Genomic DNA, 16,778 nt, shown 5'->3' on the forward strand with positions numbered 1-16,778 from the left:
CAGAGAATCAATGAACTCAATGCGTTTCTGAACCGGCTCAAGCTTCGATGCAGCAGTTCAGGAAGCAGTTCAGGAGTATCAAAGGGATTTATACACGAAAAACAATAATCGATTCACATGACAGACCGACAAAGCCTCAGGATCGATCTCGACGAAGTGCTCAGCAAACTCAAAGATATCCATCAGGACATCAGGCTGATCTCCACAGGAATCGTGGTCGTGGGCGAGTGGGTCAGGTGGAAGTGCAGGTACGGGTGCAGGGCGTACGGCAAGCATCTCTGCTGCCCGCCGTACGCTCCGTCTCCCGAGGAGACGAAGAGAATGCTCGAAGATTATGATTTCGCAGTGTTGGCAAGGTTCTTGCCCACGCCCACACCCGGCTATGAGCCCAGGAGGCTTCACCACTACCTCTGGAACTCACTCACATCGCTCCACAAAACCATATTCGAGCTTGAGCGCCAGGCATTTCTGATGGGCTGCTACAAGGCATTCGGCATGGGCGCGATGCCATGCACATTCTGCGAGACGTGTGTCGCGGAGGAGAAGATCGCCAAGGGAGAGTCGCCTGCACCCGCGGACGCGGTTCTATGCAGGCACAAGGAGATGATGCGACCGTCGCTTGAGGCCTGCGGCATAGATGTCTTCGCCACACTGAGAAACGCCGGCTACGATCTCAAGGTTCTGAGATCATATCAGGAGCGCTTCAGCCTCTTCGGGATGGTGCTCCTGGACTGAACGAGCATGCGGCCCCGGCACGGAGGATCTACTCTGTGACCGCGACCTGCACGGATAAGAGGTTCGTTCGCTCCAGATGGCTATGGAGATGGTATCGATGGGCAGGGTGATAACCTTCCTTACGGACTTCGGCTCATTCTATCTCTCACAGATGAAGGGAGTGATACTTCAGAGAACAAAAGATGTCGTCTTTGTGGAGATCTCCACGGATATACCACCGCAGGATGTCAGGAGCGGCGCGTTCGCGCTCATGGTCGCCTCCAGGTACTTCCCGCGGGGCACGATACACATCGCTGTTGTCGATCCTGGCGTCGGCACAGAGCGCGCTGCGATATGCGTGGAGAGCGGAGGTCATGTATTTATCGGCCCGGACAATGGGATTCTGATGCCAGCAGCTTATGCCCTCGGATCGCCTGTCGCCTGGGTGCTTGATGTACCAGAAGGGGCATCTCCGACATTCCACGGCAGGGACGTCTTCGCGCCTGCTGCCGCTGAAATAGCGTGCGGCACGCATCCAGAGGATATGGGCATACCATTCGAACCAAAAGACCTCGACCTCGGATCTCCCAGGGTTGTCGCGAACGGAGTCGAGACGACTGTCATCCACATAGACAACTTCGGAAATGTGGTACTCAATATGAAAAGCGTTCCTGATAGTGATATGCGCCTGATGGGCCGCAGACTCAAACGCGTCCGGACATATGGGGAAGCCGGATGGAACGAATCTCTTATAACTCTTGGAAGCCATGGGTTTGCAGAAATAGCGGTCAACGGCGGGAGTGCCGCGAAGCTCTTCGGCCTCTCCACCGGAGACAAAATCGTGCTGGAGGATGTGAGTTGTTCGGAATAGAGTTCGTCCCATCAGATCCCGCGCTGAAGATCGGGTATCTATCTAAACTCGCAGAGGATGTTGGCTTTGAGACTGTATGGATCACAGACCATTACAACAACAGAGATGTTTACTCAACGCTCGCGGTCTTATCGATGCTCACGAACAGGATCCGGCTGGGGACAGGAGTTACGAATCCGTACACCAGGAGCCCGATCATAACCGCCTCCAGCATAGCCTCGATCAACGAGCTCTCGGGCGGCAGGGCGATCCTCGGGATCGGTCCCGGAGATAAGGCGACGTTTGATGCGATGGGCATAGCGTGGGAGAAGCCGCTCACCAGGGTCAGGGAGAGCGTATCTGTGATAAGAGCCCTTCTCAGGAAGGAGAGGGTCACACAGGGCGGCATGAATGCTCAGCTATCCTTCTCCGCGGGAAACATACCGATATACATGGGAGCCCAGGGTCCGAAGATGCTCGAGCTCGCCGGCGAGATCGCGGATGGCGTTCTCATAAACGCCTCCCATCCTGAGGACTTCAGAGCAGCTATACCGCTGATAAGAAACGGTGTACAGCGGGCTGGAAGGGATCCAGAGGATGTGAAGGTCTGCGCGTACACCAGCTTCAGCGTCGACAGGGACCGATCGAAGGCTGCATCCGAGGCGAGGAAGGTCGTCGCATTCATAGCTGCAGGCTCTCCCGATGCTGTTCTGGAGAGGCATGGCATAGGCGTTCAGGAGAGGGATGCGATTTCAAAAGCGATCTCGAAGGGCGATTTCGCAAGCGCCATGAGCAGCGTGACCGATAAGATGCTGGATGTCTTCTCCGTGACAGGAACCCCTGATGACTGCAGGGCCAGGGTGGATGAGCTGCTCGCAACCGGCGTTAACCAGATAGTGGTGGGATCACCAATCGGCCCGGACAAGGAGCGCTCGATAAGGCTGATCGGCAAGAACATACTATGAGACGTGGCTTCTACATTGGCAGATTTCAGCCGTACCATATGGGACATCACCTCGTGCTGGAGCAGATCTCCCGGGAGGTTGACGAGATCATAGTCGGCATTGGCACGGCTCAGATCAGCCACACGGTGACAGATCCGTTCACAGCCGGCGAAAGGATCGCCATGATCTACGGCGCGCTCAGAGAGCTCGGGAGATGGTTCTATATCATACCCCTGCCTGATATCAACAGAAATGCCGTATGGGTATCGCATGTGAAGTCCATGACCCCGCCGTTCGAGGTGGTGTACTCGAACAATCCACTGGTCGTGGAGCTATTCATGGAGGCCGGGATGGAGGTGAGAAGGCCGCCGATGTACAGAAGGGAGGTGTACTCCGGCACGGTGATAAGAAGGCTCATGATTGAAGGCGGGGATTGGAGGCAGCTCGTTCCTGATGCTGTGGCAAAGGTGATTGATGAGATAAAGGGCGTGGAGAGGCTGAGGAACATAAGCAAGAAGGACTTTGCGTAGGTTGTATCAAGTGGTTATTTGTGTTTCAATACTCTCACAATCCACGCGAACGTATGAGAATATAGACCTTCCAGCGAAATTAAAACAGGTGGGCTGATGCATCTCACCAAGGATGAGGAGCTGCTGCTTCAGGGTGAGCGTGGGGATACGCTCAGGCGCGCGATGGAGATACTCGTCGCGCTTGGAGATATCTATGGAGCTGAGCAGCTCATCGAGATTAAAAGCGCGCAGATAGCCGGAGTCTCGTACAAGACCATAGGAGACGCTGGGCTTGAGTGGATATCGGATCTCGATGGAAAGGTCGCTGTTCCGAGCATACTGAACCCAGCGGGAATGGATCTCCTGAGATGGAGGGAGATGTCGATCGATGAGGATTTCGCGAGAAAGCAGCTGGAGATAATAAATGCGTACAGAAGGCTCGGCGTAACGATCGAATGCACATGCACACCATACCTGCTATACGAGAGCATCGCGTCCAGGGGGGATCACCTCGCCTGGTCCGAGTCGTCAGCTGTATCTTATGCAAACTCGGTCATCGGCGCCATGACGAACCGCGAGGGGGGGCCATCTGCGCTGGCAGCTGCGCTGGTCGGGAAGACTCCTCTGTACGGATACCATCTTGAGGAGAACCGCGTTCCGACTCATGTCATAAGAGTGGATGCGGACTTGAAGGAGTACGGAGCGCTGGGGTTTCTTGTCGGAAAGATCGTCGGTGATGGGGTTCCGCTGTTCGTGATGCGGTCCAGGCCTGACAGAGACGATCTGAAGGCTCTGGGAGCGGCGATGGCAGCGAGCGGCTCAGTGGCCCTCTATTACGTCAAGGATGTCACACAGGAGCCTCCGGAGCATGATGAGGATGCGTGTGAGTTCGTAGAGATAGAGGAAGAGGAGATCAGGTCTGTGTACGATTCCACTATAGATGTGGACATCGTCGCTCTGGGATGCCCTCACTGCTCCATGCAGGAGCTGGAGAGGATTGCTGATCTCCTCGAAGGGCGAAAGGTGAGCAGTGAGCTCTGGATCTGCACCGCCAGGAGGATTGCGGAATCTGCCCCCGAGCTCGTCAGAAGAATCGAGTCCACAGGAGCCAGGGTGATATGCGATACGTGCATGGTTGTATCGCCTGCGAGCGAGCGCTTCAAACACATGATGGTGAACTCCGGAAAGGCGCTCGCATACATACCTGGAATGTGTGGCATAAGTGCGTCCTTCGGATCGCTGGAGGAGTGCATAGATGCAGCAACCGGGGGTTCCTGAGTGGAGATAAAATGCCACAGGGTGTCGGGCGGCTGCGCCGAGGGGCCGGCTCTTGTCACTCGGGAACGCATATCATTCCTGGGCAATGTCGATCCTGAGACCGGCGTCGTCGTCGATCCCGCCCATGAGCTGTATGGAAGATCAATCGCAGGGGTTGTTCTCATATTTCCGGGAGGCAAGGGCTCCACAGTTGGATCTTATGTCATATACCAGCTCAGGAAGAGGGGCATGGCTCCGGCTGCGATGATAAATCTGAAATCAGAGCCGATAGTGGCGGTCGGCGCCATCATAAGCGACATCCCCCTCGTCGACAGGGTCCCGGAGTGGATTCTCGATGTGAAAGACGGCACACGGGTCGTCGTCGATGCAAGAAGGGAGGTAGTGGTGCTCCCCGATGGCTCGGTCAAGGTCTAACAGGCCTATCCTGAGAAATCGCACATAAGCCCTGGGCTGCAAACGTGGTGACTTCCTCTCCGGAAGATTGGAGTCTGCGCCCTGCTATCCACTATCAAGAGTCGATCACTTTAAGCAATACAAAAACAGGGGGCTGCAACTTCACCCGAAGAGCGTGCCCATCCCTGCCTCTGCAGACTCCTGCTCCTCCCTGAATGCATTTATGACAGACTCAGCCTCATCACCCTCGAGCAGCCTGGCGGGAGTGTCCGCGAGCAGCTTTCTGGCCTCCTCCACCAGATCATCTCTTGCCTTGATGTAAAGCAGGAAACCCTCTTTATCGAACCCCACAGACCTGGCATCGCGAACTATCGGCCCAAGCCTCTTGAAGAAGTCCTGATCCAGAATCTTTTTCATAGCAGCATTTCCAGCCATATCATAGTAGTAAGCAAGCTCCATTCAAACCACCTACAGGGCATCCATCGCCCTCTTGAGGCACTCTGTGCATCTGTCCATGAGAGATGCGGCCTCCTCGATCGCTTTAGCGGCCTCTGGGCTTATATCATTTATCTGTTTTGCTCGGTCCCTGAAGCTCCTGCTGTGGCTCTCATTGTGCTCTATCCAATGCTTCAAAAGGTGCTCTGCCTCGTGTCTCTCCATAACACCACCAACTCAGGCTCTGAGCAGACGGATTTAAAGGTTTGTGTGAATCTGTAAGCTCTGCAGTCAAATAACAGCGATCCTCAGTAGATGGCGGGACCCGAGGATCATTCCAGCGGAACTCTCTCGACTGTTCGGTCACACGACCGCGAAGCGCTTTATCATCTCACGCGTACAGCTTCCCGTAGGGGCGGCTCGATCTGGGAGAGAGCTTTGTCCAGTCGCCCTCGAGAACGTAATCCATGTCAAGCGAGAGATCCGGGAAGCGCTCGATGAAGTCGGAGATGCAATCGCCCAGGATCTCCATGTCGCTCTCGTCTGGTCTGGAGATGAGTACACTGCTATCGACCTGCTCCTCTCCGACCTCTCCCCTGATGTATATGGCACCGCCATGCATCCCGCTCCCGATGAAGCGGGCTGTGTGTGCTCTGTACAAGCCCAGAAGTATGACGATGCCGCCTGCCATGTACTCTCCGAGGAAGTCCTGGGATGTTCCACCCACAACTATCACGGGTTTCTTCAGACCGTGCTCCTTCATGTGAAGGGCTGCCCTGTAGCTGACATCACCCTTTACAAATATCCTGCCACCGCGCATTGACATTCCTGTGACATCGCCTGCCCGCCCGTTGATCACTATCTCTCCGGACTCCATCGTGTTCCCGACACCATCCTGTGCGTTGCCGTGGACCAGTATCCTGTGGCCGAAGAGAAATGCGCCGAGATCATTTCCGGGGGTACCATATATTTCTATGGTCATGACCCGCCGCTGTGGCGAGTAGAGCCGTGTGCCGATGTACCTCTGGCCGCACACGTTTCTGAGTACAACTTTCTCGTATCCGCAGAGCATAATCTCCCTGAGAAGGTTGTTCAGTTCCCTGGTCTCCATATGAGAAGCGTCTATCTCGATCATGCTTTCATTGAACGTGCGAATGCATGGGATCTCCATCTGTAATTCATCCATGTGCGAGTCACTCTCCTGCACCTTTTATCCCAAGGACGTCAAGCTCCCATTCGTGTAGTCCTATTCCCCTCAGCTGATCCCTGTTTCCTCTAAGGCTCTCTATGGCATTGATCCCCATTCCACCAAGCATCTCTTTGATCTCATGAGACCATGCTGAGAGAAGGTTTACGAGCCTCTGCGCAGCCTCTTCGACATTCAGCCTTCTCATCAGTCCTGGATCCTGGGTGCATATGCCCCAGCTGCACCTTCCCGTGTAGCATCTCTGGCAGAGCGTGCACCCCATCGCGATGAGCGCGGCTGTGCCGATGTAGACCGCATCAGCGCCAAGCGCGATCGCCTTCACCACATCAGCGCTGCATCTGATCCCACCGCCGGCTATTATCGAGCATCGCTCCCTGATCCCCTCATCTCTTAGGCGACGATCCACGGATGATACAGCGAGCTCTATGGGTATCCCCACGTTGTCCCTGATCGCCTTTGGCGCTGCCCCGGTGCCGCCGCGCATTCCGTCTATCGCGATTATATCCGCACCAGCTCTAACGATGCCTGATGCTATCGCGCTGATGTTGTGAACAGCAGCCACCTTCACTATGACCGGCTTCTCGTAGTTCGTCACCTCCTTTATCGCTGAGATCAGCATCTCCAGATCCTCTATGGAGTATATGTCGTGATGTGGGGCGGGAGATATTGCGTCCGTCCCCTCCGGGATCATCCGCGTGGCTGCAACATGCTGAGAGACCTTTTCGCCTGGGAGATGTCCGCCTATGCCCGGCTTCGCACCCTGACCGATCTTTATTTCAACAGCAGCACCGGAGTTCAGGTACTCCGCATCTATTCCAAACCGCCCGGATGCGACCTGAACGATGGTATGTTCTTTAAACTGAGATCTCATCTCAGCCGGCATACCCCCCTCGCCTGTGTTGAAGAAGGTGCCGGATCTGGATGCGGCGATCGCGAGCGCCTGAAATGCATTGTAGCTTATGGCTCCGTAGGACATCGCAGAGAAGAGCATCGGCGTCTCCAGCGTCAGGACCGGATCTGTGCCTGCCTCCATATCACTCAGCGAGAGACTCTCAGGCTTCGATCCCAGGAACGTCCGGAGCTCCATCGGCTCCCTGAGGGGGTCTATGGAAGGGTTTGTGACCTGAGAGGCGTTGAGAAGAATGTGATCCCAGTAGATCCTAAACGGCTTATCGCTCCCGCAGCCTGTCAGAATGACCCCGCCGGTCTCTGCCTGTCTCTTGATATCCTCGATCCTCTCGCGCGACCACGATGCATTCGGTCTGTAGAATGAAGGCGTGGGGCGTATCTCTATCGCTCCCTTTGGGCAGAAGACAGCGCACCTCTGACAGCCAGCGCATCTGTAGTTGTCGGATATCATCATATCCTGTGAGGCATCGTATGTGTGCACCCCGAAGGAGCACTGGTGCTCGCACGCCCTGCATCTATCGCAGCTGTCACTTCTGGATATAGTGAACTCAGGCAGGAGCAGCGATCTCATGCTTCAGCCTCCCATCAAGCTCGCAAATCACCGGCTCCCCGCCTCTTGGAGACCAGACAGAGTCGAGAGATGGCGATATGAGCCTCACAGACGCCTCCTCTGAGGAGATGTAGAACATCTCTCCTCTTGTGGCCACGGTGAGTGGGCGGAGCCTTATCCTGTCTGTTAGGCCTATCATCCTTCCACTCTGGGCTATGATCACCGCAAACGGGCCGTTCATGAGAAGCGGGCCGTAGATCCTTCTGAGAGTGGTGAGCAGTTCCCTCTCTCTCACATCCATCCTGTCTATGGTTTCCCATGTCGGCGGGGCGAGGATCTTCGCCACGACCTCCATGGGGAGATCCTGTCTTCTCATGAGAAGATCGACGGCATATGCCACGACCTCTGTATCGGTATGGAGGGTGCATTTGTATCCCAGCATCTCCAAGTACCACCGGTTCGTCCCGTATGAGGAGATCTCTCCGTTGTGCACCACAGTGGTATCAAGCAGCCCGAAGGGGTGCGCCCCTCCCCACCATGCCTGGCTGTTCGTCGGGAACCTGCCGTGGGCAGTCCAGAGATACCCCCTGTAAAGCCTGTCCAGCATGAAGTAGCGCCCGATCTCCTCAGGATATCCAACGCCCTTGAAGCAGCCCATGTTCTTTCCCGATGAGAAGATGTAGGCATTATCGATTGCTGAGTTAACATGAACCACCTTTCTCACAACATACTCATCATCCGGGAGATGGATATCCTCACCGTGCTTTGATGGCGAGAGGAAGTACCGCCAGAGAAGGGGCGGATCTCTGACATAGACGTCATCGCTATGGGGGATCTCCTCATCATGCACCACATCGAAGTTCCTGAAGAGAAACTCCTCAGCGGCTCTCTTCGCCTCCCTCTGGGCCCTGGCATCTCCTGTGAACATGAGATGAAATGCATAGTATTCCCTGAACTCAGGGTAGATGCCATAGGCTGCAAATCCCCCTCCAAGCCCGTTGCCCCGGTGATGCATATTTGCCATCGCCCGGATAACGCGCTCGCCTGTGAACCTCTCGCCGGTTCTGCTCATCGCCCCGAAGATGGAGCAGGCGCAGATCTCCTTACTGTAAAGTTTCTGTCTTCTGACAGACATGACAACCTCTCGCGAATCAAAATCCATCAATTAGCTGCGCCTGGAGGGGCTTTATAGCTATTTGAGAATATTTCATAACGTTTATGAACGTGTCTTATCACTGTGATTAAGTGGATCGGTAACTTGCAGAGAGAGGCGATGTCGACTGCAGATGTCGGAGGGTAACAAGATCTCGCCTCTCCGACGGTTTGACCATTTGAGCCATGAACAAAATGCAGAGTAGTTCCGCGACGCATTCTGACACCGCAGATTACCCAGCTCATCAGGGATGCGTGTGGGTGGATGGCGGAGAACCCCATGAGAGTTCAGCGTGACGGGGCTTCTGCGATCTGAAAAGGATTTAAAAGATGCGATCTGTTTGACTGACGTGCCCGAATAAGGATCAGATGTTTCTGACGTGCAGAAGGCGGTAACGTCCAGTAGTTCTGGCCTAAGCTCTTATCCGGACAGGTCCTGTTTGACAGCAGATCAGGAACAATTCAGATTGACGCTCTTATGTCTCTAGCAACTTGAAGGACATACAAGCTGGTTGCTGAAATCACCCATTCATTAGCCAGAAGTACATAGCAAGACCAGTATCTCTTCTGGCAAGTCATCATGTGGATAAGAGCGCAGATTGACGATTTACTTTGGGCACATCCCCCTGATTTCGGCGGATCAGCAATCTCGCATATGGGATAAAGGCGGTTGATGCGGGTTGTGCAGAGCTCACCATGCCGACGATTCGGCCTTATGAGCCTTACGGTGAAGAGCTGGAGATTAGGGGATGTATGAGCGGGTAGGAGAGTGGGGGTTCAGTGTGGATCACAAAACAGAACGGATACCCGCTCAGAGCGTAGAATATACTGGCAGTATTTATAGCTTGCTGTGTATTGGCAGTGCATGTCCGTTGTGAGAAAAATGTGCTCCTGATCGTCAAAGAGTGCTGTGGGTCTCATTGGTTCAGGCATACGGTCTTATGTGTTTAACAGCTTGGAAGTGACGCAAGCCAGTTGCTGGATATCCGCCTGGCAGGATGTCTTCTTTCTTTCCCACAATCATTTATACCACCGTGACGCACGCCAGTTGCTGGATATCCGCCTGGCAGGGGCGGCATAACCAAATACTGCTAAGTGCAGATTATCAAATGGATGAGAGAGCAGGCGTATGAGCTGCGCATCCGGATCTATGAGCAGTGGCACAGTCTCTTCGGAAAAAACACCCAAGATCACCCATGTGGATGAAAATGGACCTTTGCGAGAACTATTTTTATACCAAAGACATCAATTTTCACATTTTCGTCTCGCTTCCATCTCGCCTGAAGGAGAGGAGCTCAGGCTGGGAGCCATCGTGGGCTTCACTCTCCCTGTACTTCTTTCTTCGCCATCTGCACGCGCTGCTTGGCTGTATATCCTGTTGCCTTTTCTAGGAACTTCCGGAACCTGCGGTTTGTGTCCATGATGACATCATCAGGGGCGCCGAGAAGCGACTCGGTAATCACATTCAGCTTTTTCTTCTCTATCCAGATCTGACAGCTCTTCAGGGCGCCGTAGCTCAGTGTGATCCTATCGCCGTTTCTAGTGAATCCAGAGGAGAATACCTCCTTCAGTATCCCCTCTATCCTGTCCATGTCGGGAGCGTAGCCTCTCTTGAACGTGTACTCCATGCTTTGGGAGAGAACTCCTATGGTAATTAGATCTTGCCGTCTAACAGCATGGAGCCTGGTTTCCTCCGATCGTGAAGTACTCTGTCAGGACCTTCCTGAAGTCCACTATCACGTCCACCTTCCATGTGCCCGGAAGATTTGCCACGTCCTCTCCCTTTATCCTGAGCCCGCTCCATATGCAGGAGCCCCACATGCCAGCAGGTCCATCTATTGCAGGAATCACCCCGAAGCTTCTCTTGTACACGCGCATGTTCGGCGAGTACCATCTCCACTCCACAGTATGTGCTCTCTGATCCCTCCACACCTTGAGCCAACAAACTGCCTCCGCATCATCCTGCGTGAATGTGTAGGTCCTGGACTGCGGCACACCGCTTGAGCTCACCTCTGTGGTCATTGTATGCTCACTCAGAGGAAAATAGAGCGGATGCGCATGCACGCATGCTGTCAGGAGAGATGCCACCAACACGAACGCCACTAACACGATCAGGATACAAAACCTAATCGAACATCCGATCCCAGAATGGGTTTTGGATACACAGAACCTCATCACTTCATCCCCTTCATTGCCTAAAAAAAGTATAAACACACCAAGTATTTTAAAATTATGTTTTGAGTGATGTGAGACTTCAGATATCGCCACAGGATATCAGATTATCTGAGCAGGTGGTTGGGCTGTGGCTGCTCTGGCCCCAAAGTCCGGAGTTTACGCGCAGGTCCACTGCGTGCCTCCCTCACCGATCTTCGGGCAGGAGCGGCAGATGAGAGTCCACCTATGACTCTCGATATCCTCAGCCCTTATAAGAGGGGATCACATGCTCTCCGGCGCATCTATTCCCAGGGTGTCCAGGGTTGCGCTCAGAGCGTTCCTGGATGCCCTCACCAGACCGAGCCGTGCATTCCGGAGCTCCACAGGTTTTGCATCCAGCACCGGATCGTACCGGTAGAAGAGGTTGAACCTCTCCGCGAGCTCCCTCGCATAGGTAGCGAGCTGATGCGGCTTGAGCTCTCTGGCTGCCCTCTCTATTACCAGATCGAACTCCGCGATCTTCTTTATCAGCGCGATCTCGTAATCATCCCTCAGAAGCCCGGGATCAAACTCATCGAGCTCGCCTGCTTTATTTATGATGCTGCACGCCCTCGCATGCGAGTACTGTATGAACGGAGCAGAGAGCTTCTCGAAGTCGAGCGCAGTCTTCCAGTCGAAGGTGGTCGCCTTATCTGCTGATACCCTGACGATGTCGTACCTCACAGCACCAACCGCCACCTTTCCGGCCACATCCCTCCTGAATTCCTCGTCCATCTCCGGTCTTCTCTTCGTGACCTCGAGATACGCCTGCTTCTCAACCTCATCGAGCAGCTCATCAGCGGATATGAACTTCCCGCGGCGTGTTGACATCGAGCCATCGGGGAGAGATACAAACTCGAATATGACGACTTCAGGCTCCCCTATCCCGAGCATCCGCAGCGCTGTGCGAAGCTGAGCCGAGATAAGTTTGTGGTCTGCACCAAGCACCTCGACGACACGCTCATAGTTCTCCGCCTTCCATTTATGATACGCCAAATCTCTGGTCGTGTAGAGGGTTGTTCCATCTGCCCTTCTCAGCACCAGGCTCTTCTCGAATCCCTCCTCGCTCAGATCCAGCTGGAGAGCCCCATCCTTCAGCACGGTCCTTCCGGTCCTCTCCAGCATCTCCAGAATCTCATCGACTGAGCCATCCCACACGAACTCCGACTCCCACTTATAGGAGTCGTGGTGGATGTTCATCCTGTGGAGCGTTCTCTCAATGCCAGATATGGCGTACCTCGCGGCACGCTGGAACTTCTTCACGATCTCTGGATCTCTGGACTCGTATCGCCTCATGAGCTCGTCCACCTCTGCGGAAAGCTCCGGCTTCTCATTCATTATCTTATGAGCTGCGATGTAGACACGCGCTATCGCATGGTCCGGCTTGGAGTCGTCGAGATCGAGGTGATCGCATCCCCAGACCACCATTGCGGTCTGCCTTCCCATATCGTTCACATAGTACTGTGCCTCGACGTTGTATCCAGCACGGCGGAGTATCCTGACGATGGTATCTCCAATCACGGAGTTTCTTATGTGCCCGACATGGAGCGGCCCATCAGGGTTTGCAGATGTGTGCTCGACGACAACCGAGCCTGACCTTCTGCCCCACCAGGCATCCTCACCCTGGGCCTTCGTGACGACGTTGTCCAGAAAGTTGCGGCTCATATAGAAATTAATGTATGGTCCAACAAGCTCTGCGCGGTCAACCCAGCGGGAGGGAGAGCCCATGGAATTGTATATCTCAGCTGCGACATCCTTCGGATCCTTCCTCAGCACAGGTGAGAGCCTGAACGCAATAGTTGTGGAGAGATCCGCATGCGGACTCAGATCCAGACTGTTCTCAAGTGGCACGCTCAGGCCGCAGCGATCAAGACCCTCTTTCAGTATCCCCTCGACCTCGCTCATGAAATCCAGAAACATATGAACACCATCTAGCAAGAATCTTGGAGAACATTGCTAATGGATATAAGCATTCCGTCGCTTCAGGGCCTGATAAACAGAAGTACAAGTGCTTTAAAACGTGCTCTGCGTCATGCTTTAAGATTCACGTTGGATCATGCCCTTCAATCTGAGGTCGTGTACTTGATTCATTGAAATCTGGAGCGCTTGAGCCATCTAGATTCATGGGATATCCCGCCCATGGCTCTCGATCATAGCTAATTATTCAGTGATACGGGTCCACGACCCAATCTGGTTTTAGCGAAAAACCATCACTGCTCCATCTCATCAGAGTGCCGGTGCTTTTGGGGGAAGTTTATATCTGGAAGGAGCTCTCAGTAGTATGCGGGATTCGATATGAGATCATGGACACTTCTAGCCATACTCCTTCTCACAGTCATATCCTGCGCAAATGCAGGTGATGGCGCGAAGGAGGTCGTGGCCACAACCACGATAAACCTGCCTGTCGACTCTGTGACGATCTATCAGGACGGCCTTGTGTTTATAAAGCGGATGGGCAGCATGGATCTGACAGAGGGCACACATAAGTTCGTTATTGATATTCCAGAGAATGCCGACACCAGCTCTCTTCTGTTCCTTGTCACAAACTCCTCGCTAGAGCGGATCGTATATGATAAGATGCCTGTTTACACCATAAACGTCACATCGACTGCGAGACAGAGCTTTCTGCTAAGTTACCTCGTGAGGAATGGAGGTTACTGGGCTCCGAACTACTACATGCACCTCCTCAATGATTCGATGCTGCTGACCGCTAACGCTCTGATAAACGTCGATCTCAAGGAGGACCTGAAGAACGTCCAGATCAGGCTCGTGGCGATGCCGGAAAGGGAGATTCCGATTATGATGAGAGCCCCAGCACCGACCGCTGCCAAAGCTGAGGAGCTCTCCGTGTATGATATCGCAGCAGGCGCTCCGACAGGCGAGCTCGAGACGCTCTTCGTGTTCGTTCTCGAGAACAGAACGGATCTTGTTGCCGGAAAATCGATAGGGTTGCCGTTATTCGAGGATCTCGCACCGGCCTGGCGTGTATACACATGGGATGCATATTACAATCCCGACGGCCCTGCCAACGAGGAGATTAGGGCGAACAATACAGCTGATCATCCATGGCCCAACGGAAACGTGCAGGTGTTCAGGGATGGGGAGTATGTGACCACTCTGAGCATGCCCTACACTGCGAAAGGAGCCAATGCGTCTCTGAGCCTGGGGCCATCCGCTGATCTCAAGCTATCGAAGAAGCTCATGGACTACAACATCACCGAAAACGTCGTCTCGTTCGGGAACGGCACGGCAAAGGTGACCACGGAGAACTGGACATATCAGCTGGAGATCAAATCCAATACTGATAAGGAGATCGATCTGGAGGTTAAAGATACCATACCGATGGAGGCGAAGGTGATCGATGTCTCTCCTGAGCCATCGGAGATGACGGCAACTCTCCTCAAGTGGAACCTGAGCGTCGCACCGAGAGAGGAGATGAAAATAAGATACGCATACAGAGTTGTGACCGTGGAGACCATCGACAGGTGATGGGCTCACCCTATGTGAGTGTCACAGGGGACGACCCATCCTCTTTTGCCGCTGACGATCTGACGGATGGCATCGCCAGGACAAGCTGTGAGCGTCGCATGGGATGACCCATCTTTTTTTGCGGTTGTTTTATGGGTGATGGATCAGCTGCGGTCTCGTGTGCTGTATCATGCGCCGGAATCATGCTGAGGAAACCGGTCTGTAGCTGGATTCAATACAGTTTCTGTTCAACATCTGCATCCCAGCTGTGCACCCTACGGAAAGCTCTATACGATATGTGGAGGAACACCTGAGTGAATGTCCCTGCTGGAGGTCAGATCGGTATCAAAGGTCTTCGATGTCGATGGAAAGACCATAGAAGTGCTTCGAGAGATAAGCATGTCCGTGGATGAGGGCGAGTTCATATGCTTCATCGGGCCATCTGGATGTGGCAAGACAACGCTGCTCAGGATAATTGCAGGTCTCGAGTTCCCGTCGTCTGGAAGTGTGTTGCTTGATGGCACCCCCATAAAAGGCCCCGGTCCTGAGAGGGGCATGGTCTTCCAGGAGTACTCTCTATTTCCATGGCGTACTGTTCTGGACAACGTCGCGTTCGGCCCCGAGATTCAAGGGGTTCCGAAGGAAGAGCGGTACAGGATCGCAAGGGAGTACCTAAAGATGGTCGGGCTGGAGCGGTTTGAGAGCAGGTACCCGCATGAGCTCTCCGGAGGGATGAAGCAGAGGGTCGCGATTGCAAGAGCTCTCGTTAACAATCCAAAAGCACTGCTCATGGATGAGCCGTTCGGAGCGCTGGATGCACAGACAAGAAACGTGATGCAGTCAGAGCTCCTCAGGATATGGGAGCGGGAGAGAAAGACGATCATATTCGTCACGCACAGCGTCGATGAGGCGATATACCTGGGAGACAAAATCATCGTCTTCTCCGCCAGGCCGGGCAGGGTGAAGGAGGTCATAGGCATAGATCTTCCCAGGCCGAGGAAGAGGACGAGTCTTGAGGTCAACATGATCAGGGACAAGATACTCCAGGACCTCAAGACCGAGATCAAGATCTGATTTGAGCGGATGTTGAGAATGAGAACCAGAAGTGCAAGCTGGATGGAGCTCCCCAGAAGGGTCGTCGCAGGGGCTGGAGCTCTGGCGAATATCGGAGATGTCTGTGTGGATCTTCGCCTCTCCGGCAGGGCGCTTGTCATAACCGGCCCACAGACCCGATCCGTGGCTGGAGACAACCTGGCAGCATCTCTCACAGATTGCGGCTTTGAGGCAGATGTCGTGATCACAAGGGACCCCAGGCCAGCAGAGGTCGATCGCGTGAAATCATTCGCTCTTGACTACAAGGCGGATTTCCTGATAGGTGCTGGCGGCGGGAGATCGATAGACATAGCAAAGCTCGCCGCATACCATCTCGACATACCCTACCTCAGTGTTCCAACGGCCGCATCTCATGATGGGATAGCCTCAGCGATGGCATCGCTCAACATGGACGGCGAGACAAAGTCCATTCCAACCCGTGCGCCTCTGGCGATCATAGCCGACACGGGGATTATATCAAAAGCCCCTCCGAGGCTGATGTCAGCAGGATGTGGGGATATAATATCCAACTATACCGCGATCCTGGACTGGAGGCTCGCGAAGAGGCTCAAGTGTGAGGATTACAGCGAGTATGCAGCCGCGCTCTCGAGCATGACCGCCAAGATGGTAGTCGATATGGCTCCGAGCATCAAGCCAGGCCACGAGCCCTCGGCGAAGGTGGTGGTCCAGGCGCTGATATCCAGCGGCGTCGCAATGAGCATAGCAGGATCATCCAGACCTGCAAGCGGCTCGGAGCACATGTTCGCGCATGCCCTGAATAGAATCGCCCCTGGCCGCGGGCTCCATGGCGAGCTCTGTGGCATAGGAACGATCATAATGATGTACCTGCACGGCGGTGACTGGAGGATGATTCGCGAGGCCCTCAAGGTGCTGGGCGCGCCCGCATCCGCACACGAGTTGAACATACCTGAGGATGTGGTTGTCGAGGCCCTGACCCAAGCACATAAGATCAGGCCCGAGAGGTACACAATACTCGGAAATGGGCTGACAGAAGCTGCAGCAAGAGCGGCTGCAGAGACAACAAAAGTGATATAATAATATGAATATTATTCAGGAGGTAAAA

Annotated in this window: 17 protein-coding genes; 9 read left to right on the plus strand and 8 right to left on the minus strand. The window is 54.1% G+C overall.

The window, feature by feature from the left end:
* Positions 1–117 precede the first annotated feature (117 nt).
* The 6 genes from MTHE_RS01050 to MTHE_RS01070 all read left to right on the plus strand — a co-directional run bounded on the left by MTHE_RS01050 (position 118) and on the right by MTHE_RS01070 (position 4,709).
* Positions 118–735: a DUF2284 domain-containing protein gene (locus MTHE_RS01050; protein ID WP_011695400.1), complete on the plus strand. Its 618-nt coding sequence runs from the start codon at positions 118–120 to the stop codon at positions 733–735.
* Positions 736–811: 76 nt separating this feature from the next.
* Positions 812–1,585, plus strand: coding sequence for an SAM hydrolase/SAM-dependent halogenase family protein (locus MTHE_RS09105; RefSeq protein ID WP_232840868.1), 774 nt, complete (start codon positions 812–814; stop codon positions 1,583–1,585).
* Entirely contained in the window at positions 1,573–2,529 is a 957-nt protein-coding gene (mer, locus tag MTHE_RS01055) for a 5,10-methylenetetrahydromethanopterin reductase (protein ID WP_011695402.1), read from the plus strand. The genes MTHE_RS09105 and mer overlap by 13 nt, the downstream gene beginning before the upstream one ends.
* Positions 2,526–3,038 carry a nicotinamide-nucleotide adenylyltransferase gene (locus MTHE_RS01060; RefSeq protein ID WP_011695403.1) on the plus strand — a complete coding sequence of 171 codons (513 nt, stop codon included), beginning with the start codon at positions 2,526–2,528 and terminating at the stop codon, positions 3,036–3,038. Before mer ends, MTHE_RS01060 begins: the two co-directional genes overlap by 4 nt.
* 96 nt (positions 3,039–3,134) lie before the next feature.
* Positions 3,135–4,295, plus strand: a complete 1,161-nt coding sequence (locus MTHE_RS01065; protein WP_011695404.1) for an aconitase X — start codon at positions 3,135–3,137, stop codon at positions 4,293–4,295.
* Positions 4,296–4,709: a DUF126 domain-containing protein gene (locus MTHE_RS01070; RefSeq protein ID WP_011695405.1), complete on the plus strand. Its 414-nt coding sequence runs from the start codon at positions 4,296–4,298 to the stop codon at positions 4,707–4,709.
* Positions 4,710–4,850: 141 nt separating this feature from the next.
* On the opposite strand, the gene MTHE_RS01075 is transcribed toward MTHE_RS01070, so the two are convergent.
* From MTHE_RS01075 to argS, 8 genes are all read right to left on the minus strand, one after another.
* Positions 4,851–5,147: a hypothetical protein gene (locus MTHE_RS01075; protein ID WP_011695406.1), complete on the minus strand. Its 297-nt coding sequence runs from the start codon at positions 5,145–5,147 to the stop codon at positions 4,851–4,853.
* Between the two features lie 9 nt (positions 5,148–5,156).
* Positions 5,157–5,348 carry a hypothetical protein gene (locus MTHE_RS01080; RefSeq protein WP_011695407.1) on the minus strand — a complete coding sequence of 64 codons (192 nt, stop codon included), beginning with the start codon at positions 5,346–5,348 and terminating at the stop codon, positions 5,157–5,159.
* 166 nt (positions 5,349–5,514) lie between these two features.
* Positions 5,515–6,309 carry a GltB/FmdC/FwdC-like GXGXG domain-containing protein gene (locus tag MTHE_RS01085; protein ID WP_011695408.1) on the minus strand — a complete coding sequence of 265 codons (795 nt, stop codon included), beginning with the start codon at positions 6,307–6,309 and terminating at the stop codon, positions 5,515–5,517.
* 7 nt (positions 6,310–6,316) lie between these two features.
* Positions 6,317–7,810, minus strand: coding sequence for a glutamate synthase-related protein (locus MTHE_RS01090; RefSeq protein ID WP_011695409.1), 1,494 nt, complete (start codon positions 7,808–7,810; stop codon positions 6,317–6,319).
* The gene (locus MTHE_RS01095) at positions 7,788–8,924 is read right to left on the minus strand and encodes a class II glutamine amidotransferase (protein WP_011695410.1); all 1,137 of its coding nucleotides are present in this window, start codon (positions 8,922–8,924) and stop codon (positions 7,788–7,790) included. Before MTHE_RS01095 ends, MTHE_RS01090 begins: the two co-directional genes overlap by 23 nt.
* Positions 8,925–10,260: 1,336 nt before the next feature.
* Positions 10,261–10,569 (minus strand): DUF5611 family protein, encoded by a 309-nt coding sequence (locus tag MTHE_RS01100; RefSeq protein ID WP_011695411.1) that lies wholly within the window; start codon positions 10,567–10,569, stop codon positions 10,261–10,263.
* A 40-nt stretch (positions 10,570–10,609) separates the two neighbouring features.
* Complete coding sequence (locus MTHE_RS01105; RefSeq protein WP_232840870.1) at positions 10,610–10,963, minus strand: B-box zinc finger protein; 354 nt, start codon at positions 10,961–10,963, stop codon at positions 10,610–10,612.
* Between the two features lie 414 nt (positions 10,964–11,377).
* Positions 11,378–13,054, minus strand: a complete 1,677-nt coding sequence (gene argS, locus MTHE_RS01110; protein ID WP_011695413.1) for an arginine--tRNA ligase — start codon at positions 13,052–13,054, stop codon at positions 11,378–11,380.
* 375 nt (positions 13,055–13,429) lie between these two features.
* On the opposite strand from argS, the gene MTHE_RS01115 reads away from it, so the two are divergent.
* The 3 genes from MTHE_RS01115 to MTHE_RS01125 all read left to right on the plus strand — a co-directional run bounded on the left by MTHE_RS01115 (position 13,430) and on the right by MTHE_RS01125 (position 16,750).
* Positions 13,430–14,623, plus strand: coding sequence for a DUF4139 domain-containing protein (locus MTHE_RS01115; RefSeq protein WP_011695414.1), 1,194 nt, complete (start codon positions 13,430–13,432; stop codon positions 14,621–14,623).
* A gap of 297 nt (positions 14,624–14,920) precedes the next feature.
* Positions 14,921–15,676, plus strand: coding sequence for an ABC transporter ATP-binding protein (locus MTHE_RS01120; protein WP_011695415.1), 756 nt, complete (start codon positions 14,921–14,923; stop codon positions 15,674–15,676).
* A 9-nt stretch (positions 15,677–15,685) separates the two neighbouring features.
* Positions 15,686–16,750: an NAD(P)-dependent glycerol-1-phosphate dehydrogenase gene (locus MTHE_RS01125; protein WP_011695416.1), complete on the plus strand. Its 1,065-nt coding sequence runs from the start codon at positions 15,686–15,688 to the stop codon at positions 16,748–16,750.
* The last annotated feature ends 28 nt before the right edge of the window (positions 16,751–16,778 follow it).

The organism is Methanothrix thermoacetophila PT (genome assembly GCF_000014945.1).
In the GTDB taxonomy this organism is placed as follows: Archaea; Halobacteriota; Methanosarcinia; order Methanotrichales; family Methanotrichaceae; genus Methanothrix_B; species Methanothrix_B thermoacetophila.